The sequence below is a fragment of the Pseudoalteromonas sp. Isolate6 genome, from assembly GCF_022398435.1.
GTDB classification, from domain to species: Bacteria; Pseudomonadota; Gammaproteobacteria; order Enterobacterales; family Alteromonadaceae; genus Pseudoalteromonas; species Pseudoalteromonas galatheae.
The window spans coordinates 1-14,643 of sequence record NZ_JAKEVK010000112.1 but is presented as its reverse complement, the minus strand read 5'-3'; the positions used below and the strand labels follow the sequence as shown (position 1 = coordinate 14,643).

At 44.0% G+C, this 14,643-nt stretch carries 14 protein-coding genes; 3 read left to right on the top strand and 11 right to left on the bottom strand.

From position 1 onward, the window contains the following. Nucleotides 1–605: 605 nt before the first annotated feature. The 4 genes from ruvB to aspS form a co-directional block, all read right to left on the bottom strand. Nucleotides 606–1,610 (bottom strand): Holliday junction branch migration DNA helicase RuvB, encoded by a 1,005-nt coding sequence (ruvB, locus tag L1D50_RS14860; protein WP_128727758.1) that lies wholly within the window; start codon nt 1,608–1,610, stop codon nt 606–608. Nucleotides 1,611–1,612: 2 nt separating this feature from the next. Further along, the gene (ruvA, locus tag L1D50_RS14855; protein ID WP_010377584.1) at nt 1,613–2,230 is read right to left on the bottom strand and encodes a Holliday junction branch migration protein RuvA; all 618 of its coding nucleotides are present in this window, start codon (nt 2,228–2,230) and stop codon (nt 1,613–1,615) included. A gap of 2 nt (nt 2,231–2,232) precedes the next feature. After that, complete coding sequence (gene ruvC / locus L1D50_RS14850; protein ID WP_010605128.1) at nt 2,233–2,754, bottom strand: crossover junction endodeoxyribonuclease RuvC; 522 nt, start codon at nt 2,752–2,754, stop codon at nt 2,233–2,235. A gap of 123 nt (nt 2,755–2,877) precedes the next feature. Beyond that, on the bottom strand, nt 2,878–4,662 hold the full coding sequence (gene aspS, locus L1D50_RS14845; protein WP_128727759.1) for an aspartate--tRNA ligase: 1,785 nt from the start codon (nt 4,660–4,662) through the stop codon (nt 2,878–2,880). A 194-nt stretch (nt 4,663–4,856) separates the two neighbouring features. Here aspS and L1D50_RS14840 point away from each other — a divergent pair, with 194 nt between their 5' ends. Together L1D50_RS14840 and L1D50_RS14835 are read left to right on the top strand one after the other, a co-directional pair. Continuing rightward, complete coding sequence (locus L1D50_RS14840) at nt 4,857–5,705, top strand: DUF72 domain-containing protein (RefSeq protein ID WP_275660204.1); 849 nt, start codon at nt 4,857–4,859, stop codon at nt 5,703–5,705. Further along, nucleotides 5,705–6,211: a YgjP-like metallopeptidase domain-containing protein gene (locus L1D50_RS14835; protein ID WP_239966308.1), complete on the top strand. Its 507-nt coding sequence runs from the start codon at nt 5,705–5,707 to the stop codon at nt 6,209–6,211. Before L1D50_RS14840 ends, L1D50_RS14835 begins: the two co-directional genes overlap by 1 nt. A 27-nt stretch (nt 6,212–6,238) precedes the next feature. Here the strand turns inward: L1D50_RS14835 and L1D50_RS14830 are convergent, their stop codons facing one another. Together L1D50_RS14830 and L1D50_RS14825 are read right to left on the bottom strand one after the other, a co-directional pair. Next, a complete protein-coding gene (locus tag L1D50_RS14830) occupies nt 6,239–7,036 on the bottom strand; it encodes a M48 family metallopeptidase (RefSeq protein ID WP_128727762.1) in 798 nt (265 codons plus the stop codon). Between the two features lie 96 nt (nt 7,037–7,132). Next, complete coding sequence (locus L1D50_RS14825) at nt 7,133–7,276, bottom strand: hypothetical protein (protein ID WP_161568697.1); 144 nt, start codon at nt 7,274–7,276, stop codon at nt 7,133–7,135. Here L1D50_RS14825 and L1D50_RS14820 point away from each other — a divergent pair. Next, nucleotides 7,267–8,472 carry a Bcr/CflA family multidrug efflux MFS transporter gene (locus tag L1D50_RS14820; protein ID WP_239966307.1) on the top strand — a complete coding sequence of 402 codons (1,206 nt, stop codon included), beginning with the start codon at nt 7,267–7,269 and terminating at the stop codon, nt 8,470–8,472. The genes L1D50_RS14825 and L1D50_RS14820 overlap by 10 nt on opposite strands. 55 nt (nt 8,473–8,527) lie before the next feature. Here the strand turns inward: L1D50_RS14820 and L1D50_RS14815 are convergent, their stop codons facing one another. From L1D50_RS14815 to L1D50_RS14795, 5 genes are all read right to left on the bottom strand, one after another. Next, nucleotides 8,528–9,091 (bottom strand): YSC84-related protein, encoded by a 564-nt coding sequence (locus tag L1D50_RS14815; RefSeq protein WP_128727764.1) that lies wholly within the window; start codon nt 9,089–9,091, stop codon nt 8,528–8,530. A 74-nt stretch (nt 9,092–9,165) separates the two neighbouring features. Continuing rightward, complete coding sequence (locus L1D50_RS14810) at nt 9,166–10,278, bottom strand: aminotransferase class I/II-fold pyridoxal phosphate-dependent enzyme (protein WP_239966306.1); 1,113 nt, start codon at nt 10,276–10,278, stop codon at nt 9,166–9,168. A gap of 52 nt (nt 10,279–10,330) precedes the next feature. Further along, on the bottom strand, nt 10,331–12,436 hold the full coding sequence (ovoA, locus tag L1D50_RS14805) for a 5-histidylcysteine sulfoxide synthase (RefSeq protein ID WP_239966305.1): 2,106 nt from the start codon (nt 12,434–12,436) through the stop codon (nt 10,331–10,333). Between the two features lie 302 nt (nt 12,437–12,738). After that, entirely contained in the window at nt 12,739–13,602 is an 864-nt protein-coding gene (locus L1D50_RS14800; protein WP_239966304.1) for a DUF417 family protein, read from the bottom strand. 111 nt (nt 13,603–13,713) lie between these two features. Next, nucleotides 13,714–14,601 (bottom strand): LysR family transcriptional regulator, encoded by an 888-nt coding sequence (locus L1D50_RS14795; RefSeq protein WP_138524266.1) that lies wholly within the window; start codon nt 14,599–14,601, stop codon nt 13,714–13,716. Nucleotides 14,602–14,643: the final 42 nt, after the last annotated feature.

Below are 14,643 nucleotides of genomic sequence, written 5' to 3'. Positions count from 1 at the left end.
AGCTTATACAAATACACTGACACATTTAAGCTCACTTTTTGAGCTTGAAAAAAAATTTGATATTAGTTTTTTCTATCCGAAAAAAGAATTTTTCTAGTTTGATGAAAAGCCAAAACCTCTTTAATATACACCCTGTACTGAGCGAGCAGCTGAAGTTTCAGCAAGCACAGTTACTTGCAATAGGATTCTGATTTTTCGTATTGCTTAGATGACGCATTTTGTGGATAAAACCCAAAGTAACTCATCTTGTTCCCTGGATTACTTCCTTCAACTTGTTGTTTTGCCCGCATTATTTGCGGGCTTTTTTTTGCCCGAAATTTGGCACAAGCTCAACATTACGCTCCACGCTTTCTTTAACACTCGGTCATTTTGCGGTTTTTATTTAGTGTTTGGCTTAAAAGACGAGGCAATCTACAAATTGTTTAAGCAACATATAACCCACACAGGTAAGTTACCTCAGCAATGATGGATCTTGCTTGAATTTAGCTGACACAAAATAATGGATTTGTGCAAACGCGATTTGCAATAAGTGAGTGTAGAAATGAAATAGCCGAGTTAATACTCGGCTATTATGAAGAATAAAGGTGTTTATTACCCAACTTAGATCATTCTGGCTTGCTTAGCTCAAAATGCATGTAGGCTTTGTCAGAGACAATACGTCCTCTTGGCGTGCGTTGAATAAAACCTTGTTGGATTAAAAATGGCTCTATCACATCTTCGATGGTTTCTTTTTCTTCTCCAATTGCCGCAGCGAGGTTATCCAGACCAACCGGGCCACCGGTAAACTTTTCAATGATTGCTAGCAGATATTTGCGGTCCATATAATCGAAGCCACATTTATCAACATCGACCATATCCAGCGCTAAGTGCGCAATCTCTTCAGTGATAGAGCCATCGCCCTTCACTTCAGCAAAGTCTCTTACCCTGCGTAGTAAACGATTTGCTATTCGTGGTGTACCGCGTGCTCGACGCGCTACTTCAGTTGCGCCCGACTCGCTGATCTCCAAGTTTAAGTGATACGCTGAGCGAGTAACAATCGCAGACAAGTCCGCAATCGAGTAAAACTCCAAGCGCTGCACAATACCAAAACGGTCTCTCAATGGTGAGGTTAACGAACCGGCACGTGTCGTTGCGCCAACCAAAGTAAAAGGCGGTAAATCCAGTTTAATTGAACGTGCAGCAGGACCTTCGCCTATCATGATATCCAATTGGTAGTCTTCCATTGCAGGATAGAGAATTTCTTCCACCTGAGGACTTAAACGATGGATCTCGTCAATAAATAACACATCCCCCTCTTCAAGGTTAGTGAGCAATGCGGCCAAATCTCCCGCTTTTTCAAGCACAGGTCCCGAGGTGGTTTTAATATTCACCTCAAGCTCGTTTGCAACAATGTTCGCAAGCGTAGTTTTACCTAAACCAGGGGGACCAAAAATCAGCAAGTGGTCTAAGGCTTCTTGCCTTGAACGCGCCGCCGCAATAAAGATTTCCATTTGCTTTTTAACATGCGGCTGACCGGTATAATCGTTCAGTAGTTTAGGTCTAATCGCCCTGTCAACTAAATCTTCATTACCTTGGATCTCAGGTTCAATTAATCTATCTGCTTCAATCATAGTTACATCATCGATTTAAGAGCATCTTTAATGATACTCTCGGTCGTCATGCCTTCTCTGTTTACGGCTTTTACCGCTTTTTGTGCTTGAACTTGTTTATACCCTAATGCCATTAAGGCTGCAATCGCTTCATCTGCTGGGGTATCACTTACCGTCGGATGCTCTTGCGGCGCAAGTACAGCGGCATCGCTAAACGGTGTGAGTAAGTCATTGCCAAAGTCTTTTAACTTATCTTTCATTTCAAGTACTAAACGCTCAGCGGTTTTTTTACCAACTCCAGGGATCTTAACCAAAGTAGTTGCATCGCCATGATTCACGCAGCTAACAAATTGCTCTGCAGACATACCCGACAAAATTGCAAGACCGAGCTTAGGACCGACTCCGTTTGCTTTAATTAACGTTCTAAACAATGCACGTGCGATCTTGGTATTAAAACCAAACAGTAACTGCGCATCTTCACGCACCACAAAGTGGGTAAATACTGAAACCGGCTCGCCCACGCTTGGTAATTCATAAAAACAAGTCATAGGCATTTGTACTTCATAACCTACACCTGCAACATCAATTAATATTTCTGGTGGCTGCTTTTCTAACAGTGTTCCGCTTAATTTTCCTATCATGGTTATCTCAACCTTCCTCTTACGGTTTTACGCGCTGCGCCTGCCATTTTTATTAAGTTTTGCCTTGAGTGCGCGTGACAAATCGCCACAGCCAACGCATCTGCTGCGTCAGCTTGGGGTGTGCCAGGCAATTTTAATATGCGCTTTACCATTTCCTGTACTTGGGCTTTGTCTGCACCACCGGTACCCGCAACGGCTTGTTTAACTTGTCTTGCCGAATATTCACTCACGACCACTGACTGCATGGTCGCCGCAACAATGGCCGCACCTCGCGCTTGACCAAGTTTTAAGGCTGAACTTGGATTATGCGCAACAAACACTTGCTCAATCGCAAAGTCGCTCGGTGAAAACTGCTCTATGAGCTGTGTGATCCCTTGATAGATCATTTTTAATCGAGTGGGAAAGTCATGTTCACCAACTTTAATGCAACCGCTCCCTAAATATTGGAACTTTGCACCCTGGTGAGCAATCACACCATAGCCTGTAAATCTTGACCCCGGATCAATTCCTAAAATGACAGCCAAACGCATCGTCTCTTGATTTTTTGGTTATAATGCCAAAATACTGTATAGATTACCAGTTATAAGCTAGTATATAAGATCAAAAAAGGCGACCTAAGCCGCCTCTTTTACATCAGGTTGACGAACTTACTCGCCCTCACCTTGCTCTACCAACTGCTTTTCTATTGAGATAGCAAGCTCTTTTAGCGCATCTGGATTTGCAGGGCTTGGTGCATCCGTCATCAAGCACGACGCTTGCGTTGTTTTCGGGAACGCAATAACGTCACGGATGTTGTCAGTGCCACACAGTAGCATCACCAAACGGTCAAGACCGAATGCCAAACCTGCGTGTGGAGGCGTGCCATACTTCAGAGCATCGAGTAAGAAACCAAACTTCTCTTGCTGCTCAGACTCTTCAATGCCAAGGATCCTGAACGCTGCCTGCTGCATTTCGTTGTTGTGAATACGAACCGAACCGCCACCTACTTCGTAGCCGTTAAGTACCATATCGTATGCATCAGAAAGTGTACCTGCTGGGTTTGCTTCAAGTTCCGAAGCACTTACGCCCTTAGGTGCAGTAAACGGGTGGTGTACCGCGTGTAGGTTGCCTTCGTCGTCTTCTTCGAACATCGGGAAGTCAACTACCCAAAGTGGTGCCCACTTATTAAGATCAGTAATTTCTAAATCAAGACCAATCTTCAGACGTAGCGCGCCCATCGCTTCATTTACGGTATTGCGCTTGTCTGCACCGAATAGAATAATATCACCTGTGTTTGCGCCTGTGCGCTCAAGCAGTGCATTGATCACTTCTTCGTTCAAGAACTTAGCAATTGGCGACTGTACGCCTTCGATACCAGCATCACGGTCGTTTACTTTCATCCATGCCAGGCCTTTCGCACCATAAATACCTACAAACTTAGTGTATTCATCGATTTGCTTACGTGAAAGTTGTGCGCCACCAGGCACTGACAGTACTGCAACACGACCTTTTTCGTCGTTCGCAGGGCCGCTCAGTACTTTAAATTCAACGTCTTTTACGATGTCTGCAACGTCGATAAGCTCAAGCGGGTTACGTAGGTCTGGTTTGTCCGAACCATATTTGCTCATCGCTTCGCTGTACGGCATCACTGGGAACTCACCCAAATCAACGTCTAGGAAAGACTGCCACATTTCGCGGATCATTTTTTCTGTCACACTACGAACTTGATCTGAGCTCATAAATGACGTTTCGATATCTATCTGAGTGAACTCTGGCTGGCGATCGGCACGTAAGTCTTCATCACGGAAACACTTTACGATTTGATAGTAGCGGTCAAAACCAGACATCATTAGTAGCTGCTTAAATAGCTGCGGCGACTGCGGTAGCGCATAGAAACTGCCTTTGTGAACACGACTTGGTACTAGATAGTCGCGTGCACCTTCAGGTGTCGCTTTCGTTAGTACTGGCGTTTCAATGTCTAAGAATGCATTTTCATCCAAGAAACGACGCACAAAGCTACTCGCTTTAGCACGCATCTTAATGCGATCGCTCATTTCTAGACGGCGTAGGTCTAAATAACGGTACTTAAGACGACGCTCTTCAGAGTTTTGCTGATTGAAGTCAAGCGGTAATGGTTCTGAACGGTTGATAATGGTTAAGCCAGTGCCTAAGATCTCAACTTCACCGGTTGCCATGTCTTTGTTTACTTGGCTTTCAGGACGCGCACGGACAACACCTTTGATCTGAACACAGAACTCTTGGCGCAACGTATTCGCTTTATCCATTAAGCCTTCCACTTCAGGATCGAATACCACTTGCACAAGCCCTTCTCTATCTCTTAAATCGACAAAGATTAGGCCGCCAAGGTCACGACGTTTATTGATCCAACCACATAGTTCAACTTCCTGATCTACATGGCTCTTATTTAGTTTTCCGCAGTATATAGAGCGCATAAAATTCCTGTCAGTCCAGTTTGCTCTTACGACTAATCACTTCTCACCACACAATATGAATTCACAGTATTGGTAAGCCAGTCGCTAAGACTCATTTTCAATAACCGCCAATTATATAAAAATACGCTGCATTGTCATCCTCAATCTAAGGATCTGATACACTATTCACACATTTAATCGTTGTTTTGATCACTATGTTGTATCTGGGTTGCCCACAATGGAGTAGCGCACACTGGAAAGGTCGAGTATTTTCCAGCCATTGTAGCGCCACAAATATGCTCAAAGAGTATGGCCAAATTTTTAATAGCGTTGAAGGTAATACGACTTTTTATGCCGATCCAAATCCGCAGACCGTATTAAAATGGCTAGAACAAGTGCCTGATGACTTTCGCTTTACGTTTAAAATTCCTAAGCGTTTTAGTCATGAAATGGCACTTAGCCACTGCCAAGATGAATTATTGACTTGGTGTAAAAACATGGCACCGTTGTTCCCTAAATTGGGCGTGTTAATGCTGCAATTACCTGCGCAGTTTGCGCCTGAACATATAAATAAAATGCGACAATTTTTATCTTGGTTGCCCAAATCACTAACTGTTGGTGTTGAAGTACGACATTGGGACTTTTATCGTAAAGGTGATGCTGAGCGCAGATACAACCAATATTTAATCGAAAATAACTACAATCGCATCGTGATGGATACTCGCGCACTCTTTAGCGAGCCTGCCAGTACCCCTGCGATAGTAGATGCACAACAAAAAAAGCCGCGATTGCCTGTACATGCTATTGCTACAGGAGACAGCCCAATTCTGCGATTTGTTGGTTGCTCTCAGCTTGAGTCTAATAGAGACTTTTACCAGCCTTGGTTAACTAAACTCAATCAATGGCTCAGTGAAGGTAAATCACCTTATTTGTTTTTCCATACCGCAGACAATTTTGATGCGCCATTTTTAGCAAGACAATTTATTGCTGATTTAGAAATACATCATCAAGTAAGCAATCCATTCCCCGCTGAAAAAGAAGCCAAGCAAGAGGCGCTGTTTTAATGTCCCACCCCTATTTTTTAAACTACTCCGAACAAGTCCAAACTCAAGTCACTCAATTAATAGAGAGCAAACGACTCAGTGTGTTTTTCAAAAGCCGCTATCCTGAACCGCATCAAATCAAAAGCGATAAGCTACTTTACGAATATGTAGAAGGATTAAGACAACAGTACTTAAAAAATACCCCACGGGTATCGCAGGTCAAGTTTGAGAAGCGCAACAATATGGTATTGAATGCGTTAGGAACACATACGTTCAAAACCACACGGCACGGGCAAAAACAAAAAACGTCGCACCAAATACACATCGCAGCGCAGTTAAAACACGCTCCCGAGGCGGTGTTACGAGCATTGGTTGTACACGAGCTAGCGCACTTTAAAGAGAAAGACCATAACAAAGCGTTTTACAAGCTTTGTCAGCACATGGAGCCCAACTATCATCAACTTGAGCTAGAATTACGGCTATTTATGCTGATGTGTGAGACAGAAGGAAACACCAATTACACTTAACTTAAGTGTAATTGGTGTTTTGAGAAATTAGCGTTTGCAGCTTGGTGTAAATCCACCTGCACGCGCTTTGTTAGCGGTTGTTTGGGCTGTTGTCATGTTGGCTTGTAATTGCTTAATTCGGTTTTCTGGCGCAGGGTGCGTCGACATAAATTCTGGTGGACGCTGTTCGCTCATTTTCGCCATATTTTGCCAAAGTGCAACAGAGCCTTCAGGATTAAAGCCTGCCTTAGCCATTAGATCTAAGCCGATAACATCCGCTTCGCTTTCATGAGAGCGGCTAAATGGCAGTGCTACACCGTACTGTGCACCAAGACCTAATCCCTGCATAATGGCATTGCGATATTCGACATTATTCATTTCAAGTACCGCTGCACCTGCTTGCAGACCAAACTGCAACACACTGTTTTGCGAAACACGTTCATTAGCGTGTTCGGCAATAACATGCCCTACTTCGTGACCCATAACCGCCGCAAGTTGATCTTGGTTTTCTGCAACTTTGAGAATCCCCGTGTGAACTCCGATTTTACCGCCGGGTAGCGCAAATGCATTGGCAGAGTCATCTTCAAATACTACGACTTCCCATTGCTGGTTTGCGTAGTTTGCTGGAAGTTGTGCTATTAAGGCATTTGCAATACACTTAACGTAGCGATTGGTTTTAGCATCAGTATCGACTTTTTGCTCTTGCTTCATTTGTTCAAAGCTCGCAACACCCATTTGGTCCATTTGCTGCTCTGAATAGAGCGCTAACTGAGTGCGTCCGGTAGGCGATGTTTTACAACCGGCAAGCGTTGCCGCTACGGCTATCGCGAGAACCAGTTTTTTCATAACTTGTTCCTTTTCTTTTTTACAACTTAAGTTTCTCTAAGTTTACCGCAATTTCGTCACTTAACGAGACTAACTTAGTACAATATAAAAAATTTTTCATGAACTTCTGCTGATCACAACGCCGTCTTTTCGCTGCTCTACTCCAGTGCATCGAGTACCATCTCCATATAAAGCGTCTCTGATTGGTGTATTTATTCTGCTTAACATTAACAAGGTAACAATACCAACATATGAAGTCATCAACACTCCCCGCAATACTGTTGCCATTACTGGCTAGTATTGTTGCGATAACACCATTAGCCATCGACTTGTACCTACCTGCGATGCTCGCGATTGCAGACAGCTTGAATAGCCCGCTCGAGCAAGTGCAGGTTTCTCTTAGTAGTTATTTGGCAGGCTATGCTGTCGGCATGATGGTGTTCGGCCCCCTTGCAGATAGATTCTCAAGGCAGACGTTAGCTATTTGGGGTTTAGTCGGGTTTACCGCATCATCAATTGGGCTTGCACTAACAAATGACATTGATATGTTTTGCTTCTTGCGGGTCGTTCAAGCATTTTGTGGTGCCGCAGCGACTGTTGTTGTACCAGGCGTGATCCGCTATTATTACAAAGAGCATACGGCCAAAGGGATGTCTTATGTGTCGATGATCATGATGATCGCGCCACTTATTGCCCCCTCACTTGGTGCGTTGATCTTGTTGTACTTTGATTGGCACGCCATTTTTTGGTTTTTAGCGGTTTATGCAGTATTGGTTATCATCGCATTACAGTTTTTCTGTATTGCAATTCCAACCAACGCCGATGTACCGCTTAGCTTATCGTTTTTCTTAAAAAATTACCGCATTGTGTTAACACAAAAGAAGGCCCGCTACGATATTCTTTCTTCAATGCTGGCATCATTTGCATTCTTTTGCTTTTTAACCTCAGTTTCATTTATTTATCTTGAGTATTATGGTGTGTCGGAGCAGCTGTTTGGAGTGTTATTCGCCATGAATGTGATTGCATTGATGCTTGGTAACTTTGCCAACACGCGTTTAGTACCAAGGCTTGGTTCTAGAAAAATGCTCAATATCGGTCTTGCGATTGGTGTTGTCTGTTCCACACTCTTGGTCATACTCAGTAGCCAATCCGTCTCGGTTTGGGTGTTAGCTTCTGCCATTGCACCTTTGATGATGAGTTTGGGGATCATTGCCAGCAACGCTGATGCGCTGATATTACTGAGTTTTGAACATCAAACCGGTACCGCTACCGCGGTGATAGGCACGCTACGATTTGGTAGTGGCGCTTTGGTCGGCCCTTTACTTGCGCTCGCGGTTCCTGAGTCACCTATGCCGTTCTCGAGCTTTATGTTCGCTGCCATTGTGCTGACCATCGTCTGCCAGTTGGTAAACAGGCGCTTTGAGAAAAGCCTCAGCGCCGAAGAGATAAGCAAGTAATCAAAGAAAAGCCCCGATTTACGGGGCTTTTCTCTAAAGTCATTATTACATCATCTTAATTTAGTTCTTTATCTTTCCAAAATTTAGTGCCTTTTACTGTTGCTTGCAGTGCTAAACCACTTTCAGTAAAGGTGTACACAGTAACATCGCCATAATAGGCTTCGCCTTCTACCGACCCGCCCTTTTTAGCGGCTTTAGCTGCAGCATCTGCATTTCCACCAAACGTCCAACCTGACGTAACAAACTTATTCATTGCTTCAGGAGTATGGAATACCATCACAATACGATAATCTTTTACACCTAGACCAAGGCCGACACCACCTTCAGCCATATTCATATAAGTGTTACTTCCCACTGTATTATCGTGTACGACACCGTAACCTGTTCCAGCAGCAACAAATAACAGATTAATATTGGCATTAGAAAAAACAGCATAGCCCGGAGCTGCCGCTAGTTGCGAGCGTGTATCCGGCTTTTTGCTGTAAAGCTGAGTAAGTACATCGTTTTTCATATCTAGGATGGCACGTTGCTTTTCAACCTTGTCACCATCACCCATTGAAGCACATGCACTAAGCATGACGGCCAAAAAGCCAGCCATTAAATGTTTAACGTTTACCATAGGTTTTTCCTTTCCTGCATTAATTAAAAATAACACGACCTATCATAGACGCTTAGTTTGAATGCTGGATTAATCTAGTCGCTGAGGAATGTTTCGAGCCTTGCCAAACCAGTGGCAAAGTTGCGTTTACCCGTTCCTAGGCGAAAGTAGCACTCGCTTTTCAATAGAAATAGCTTCGCGGGTAACAATAGCGTGTTCGAGATTTCTGCAAATTGACGTGACCACTTTTCAGAATCTCTTACTGAATTAATCTTCAGCAATGACAACACACCTCCACGAGGCTCAACCCAAGTCACTTTTTGCGAGTATAAACTGACAAATTCACGCATCAATTGAACGTTATTTGCAATGATGTTCGCATTATGCTCTAAGATAGTTTCACTATGCAGTAATGCGGTAGTCGCCAATAAATCGTCCACTTTACTGCCACAAATGCTTAAGTAGCTTTTACCGGCCAACAGCGCATCTGCTAGTGCTTTCGAACCGCAAATTGCCCACCCTACTCGGATCCCAGGCAAGCCCATACTTTTGGATAATACGCCTAACGTAATCGACCGCGGATAAGCCGAAAACCGTCCACTTACTGCGCGGTCATCGCCATGGCTCTGTGCTGATACTTCATCACTTAAAATGTAAGCACCACACTGCTCTGCCAGCTGTTGTATTTGTCCAACTTCATTGTCAGTCAAACCTGTGCCCGTTGGATTATGAGGAGCGTTGACGATAATGAGTTTGGTGTTTGTCGTCACTGTGTTTTTGAGTCTTTCTATATCAAACTGCCAGTTGTTCTCTTCTCGCAATGGCACGGTGTTGACGATAGCGCCAAACTGTTTGGGGAGTGTTGCAAGCGATGGGTAACTTGGTGTGCAGACCACCACCTCATCTTGTGGCTCTAGTAACTGCGCCATCGTCGTGAAAATAGCTTCTTGAGCACCGCTAAACGTCACGATTTGATTAAGATCTACACACGCAGTCGTCGGCAGATGATAAGCTTTAATAGCCGCTTTTAGCCCTTCACTGCCCGCAATCGGATTGTAACCCAGTTCAATGTCTGGCATTTTGCCGCCACTAAGCTCAATAAGTTCACCGAGCGTGACGCCTTGAGCGCAGGAATCACTCAAGTTGACGTCGATTGGAGCAGCCAAGCTTTGACTAAACTTAATGTGTTCAGGTAATACTAATTCCATTCTTTAACCTAAAAAATCATGCCAGCATTTTTGCTGGCATATGTATCAAAGACTATTTAAGACGCCATAACGTAAGTTGACACTCCTCTAGTTCAACTTTACGTGCGTTTTTGCTTATGGCGGACATCACTTCGTCTGCAGCGAGCAACTCAAAGTCTTGTCCCAGTAAAATTTCTAAACCATCGCGGCCTGTGACATTTTCACCACTGACCTTATAACCGCCCAACCAGTTTTGTGCTTGGGTCAGCGCCTTGTCCCACTGATAGGCAGAACTTATCGCAAGGATCCCTCCAGCGTTCAAACGCGATTTAATTTGGTTTAAAAAAGTTTTTGGTGAATATAAGTACTCTACAACGCGATGACATAAGATTAAGTCATACTCTGCGAATTGTGGTTTAAGGTTATGACCATCCCCTTGGCAGAAATGAATACGATCACTGAGTTCATCAAAACCCAATTGCGAAGTCGACACTTCGTGGAAATTCACAATTTCACCTTCAATCTCGGTGGCAAAACGTACCGGTGAGCCTTCTTTTAAGGCCAACGCGTGCTGAATATTGCGCGCAGTAAAATCGATACCGTCGACTTGTGTAAAGTGTTTGGCTAATTCAAAGCTTGCGCGACCGACCGAGCATCCCAAGTCCAGCGCTTTATCTGTATTACCTTGATAATGCGTCATTAGCTTTGAAACAACACTTTGCAATGGATTACCAAAATGCATAACAGGCTTGCCGTAGTGACTATGTAGCGCATTAGCAACGTCAGCATCCATTTCACACAAGTTGACCTTTTGCACTGGCACCTGTGGTTCCTCACTTTCGATATATCTAAATCCGGCATGTTGGAAGAAGTGGCGTCTAAAGGCATAACGTGAATCTCGCACGGCTTCGTTGCCTGTAGAAATCCAAGAACCGCCTTTGATCAGATTATGTTTACCGTCAAAAGTAGGTGTCGAGAAATCATCGTATAAAGGGTGCACTTTAAAGCCGCTGTATGCGTCGATTGGACTCTCCGTCCATTGCCAAACATTGCCGATGATGTCGAATAAGCCTTCAGTTTCAAAACGATTAACCGGGCAGCTTGAAGCACATACTTCAAGGTTGATGTTCCCTGGCGCTTCATTCCATGTCGGCAGATCAACATCAAGCTTATCACGTAGTACTTGCCACTCAGCTTCTGTTGGTAAGCGTACGAAGTGCTCACTTTGCTCGGATTTCCAATTACAAAAAGCCTTTGCTTCAAGGTAATTAACCTCAACTGGCCAGTTGAGTGGTAACGGGATCTCCTCAGCTAAGTTTCGCTGCCATAAGCCTGTGTCTTTCTTTATCCAAAAGCGCGGCATGGTTGATTTAGTTGAAGCCAACCAAGCTTGACCTTCAGCCGTCCAAAACTCAGGCTGATTGTAGCCACCAGCTTCGACAAAGGTTAAAAACTCTTGGTTTGAAACCACATACTTACTGGCCTTGAATGGCGACACATTGACGTCTTGCACACCATATTCATTATCCCAACCGTAGGTTTGATTTGACTCAGGTTTACCAAGCCGAACATCACAACCACTTACTGAAACTAGGCTGTTGTCAGGTGCGTCACCGTACTCATCACACGCTTCCCAACCGGGTTGTAAAGTCAAGTCAGCCAGCGGCAGCATTCGTATGATCACCGAAGAAGTTTCCAAATGGATACGCTCATGTTCAATACCCATTAGGACAACCCACACAAGGCTATCTTGGGTAATTGGAAGGGTAATATCCATCTTGTCTATTAACCCGTTAATAAGCGCATTCACTTGTTGGCGATAAGCACGCACTTCAGACACCGTTGGCCAATCGTAATTATTGCTATCAAGGTCGTCCCAAGACATTTCATCTACACCGACAGCGCAGGTAGATTCAATATGAGGATTAACGCGTTGAGTGATGTATTTCCCTAACATCAACTTGTTAACGTAAAAACAAGCGGTATGACCGAAATAGAAAATGAGTGGATGCCGTAACCGCTCAGCCTTCACAAAATAGGCATCGTCATTGTTGATATTGCTAAATAATGATTCGTACTGCTGCCAGCTGTTGTTGAAGTATGCTTTGATCTCAGCGCGCTTTTTCTCTACGTCGCCACCTGAAAGCCAGATTGGCTTTAATGTATTTGGTCTTTCCATACAATTATCTTCTTTAAACTTGCTACTTCGATACATACACCATTTCAATGCATGCAGCTTTTAAACTTTGCTCACTTTGCCACTTAATGCCAATGGCATCTTGCTGTATACGTTTGATAATCTAGCTTAGACCACTGATATCAACTTTTTATGACCTTAGCTTATTCACATTTAATTTTCACTGCCGATAGGACTATTTTCAGAAAAAACTTCACTTGGCACATCTGGCACATATGATGAAAATAAAAAGAGCGCAACTCAGGTCACGCTCTTTTGGCAGCGGGGCTGCATCACAATGAAATTTACACGACTGCAGACTCTAGAGACTCAGACGGGCTGGACTCCAATGTCAAAAATGCCATCACCATGATATTGGCGATAAACCACAAGTCTTTAATCACAAATTGTCCCAAGCCGCCAAGTAAGCTCATGTCGCTAAACGCACCGGCTGCGGTAAACAAAAAGCTTTGCGTCATAACAAATACCGCGAGACATCCAAGGCTTGCAACCCCAATAACAACTCGCTGTTTGAACCAAATGCCAATGCCAAGCAAGCCTGCCATCAATAGGTCATAAGCACCTATCACGTTTGAGGCTTCTTGCACAGTAAACAGCTCATACATCCAAGACATAAACGGTGAAGTTTCTACTAGCGGCACTATTGCCTTAGCTTCGAGTTCGAGAAATTTCATCCCACCGATCCAGGCTAAAACCAATGCCACAGGAAAATAGTTCGCCCACACTAGCGCTCGCGCGTTGATATGATGACGGCAGTAGAGAAATAAGGCGATGGGTATTAACGCAAAATACTTGATGACCCCTTGTCCAGAACCAATAACCGGAAAGCCACCATGGGCTGCGATCCAACGATTTTCGGCAAATAATGTCAACAAGGTAAAAAGGCTAACGGTGGCGATTAAGGCAAGCGGCCATGCCGTAGGAACAATCTTACATTGCTGTAAAATGATCAAGCCCGCAGTAACCATTAATGCAAAGCCAAATACAATACCAAGCGTGGCAACGGGCACCCACTCTGTTAAGCCGTAAAAGCTAAAGGTGCCTGAAATACTATTTGGCCCAGCGCCAAACAAAAATGAAATGCCAAGCAGTAATAAGCTCACTGCTAACAGGCCTGAAATAGAATAGTCGATAGTTCTGAACGACATATGTAACCTCTTAATCTGCTATTGTCTAAAAGACCCGAGGTATGAGAAAGTTCATTCAGCGTCTGTGGAATTAATACCAACTACAAGATGGATTGAGTAGCTAGACAGGCCCTAATTCTGTCGTGATTCTTGACGCCAGTGAGTCGCAAAGGCAATGAGTTGCGTTAATATTGGGCTTTGAAATTTATCTTTACGCGTCACCAGCCAAAACTGCCTCGGTGCGGCTTTTAAACCTGAAAGCGCCTTAATTCGTTGCTGTGCTATGGCATGTTCAGCGGAGTATTTTGAGATACAAGCTAGACCGAGCCCTGCCGCCACACCATTTATAATCGCCTCGGTAGAATTTAACTCAAATGCGGTTCGCCACGACGTAAGCTGCGTTGCAATATTCGCTAAGAAAAACTCTCGACTGCCGGAGCCTTGTTCCCGCAACAGCCAACGAGATTGATTTTGCAAAAGAGTTTGAAAGTCAGTTGCCACGAAGTCCATTGCACTCACGATACACATTTCATCTTCAAACCAAGGCATGATGTCTAAATCTTCGCCTATCACTCGACCTTCAACAAAACCAATATCTAATTCATAATCACGAAGCATGGCGCACACCTTCGCCGTATTGGTGATAAACAACTGCTGTTGCGTGTGTCCAGTTTGCTGCTGAAAAGCGGCTAACATGGGAGGCAATAAATGATTGCCTAAGGTATCGCTGGCACCAATTTTAATTTCGCCATATAGCCTCTCGCTTTCTTTAAATAGGGAATCTAAGAAGCGACACCTATCAAGCACTTGATGCGCATGCGGTAGTAATAGCTCTCCGGCAGAGTTTATCATTAATCGATTATTTACACGATCGAATAACGGTTGCTCGAGATGGCGCTCTAACTCCGCTAGTGCCATGCTAACAGCTGCCTTAGTTAAACATAGCTTTTCCGCTGCGGCCGTGATCGAACGCTCTTGCACGATTACCGTAAATACATTGAGTTGTTTGAGGGTTACCATCTTCGTTAAGAATTACTGAACACCAATTTAAATATATTCAGA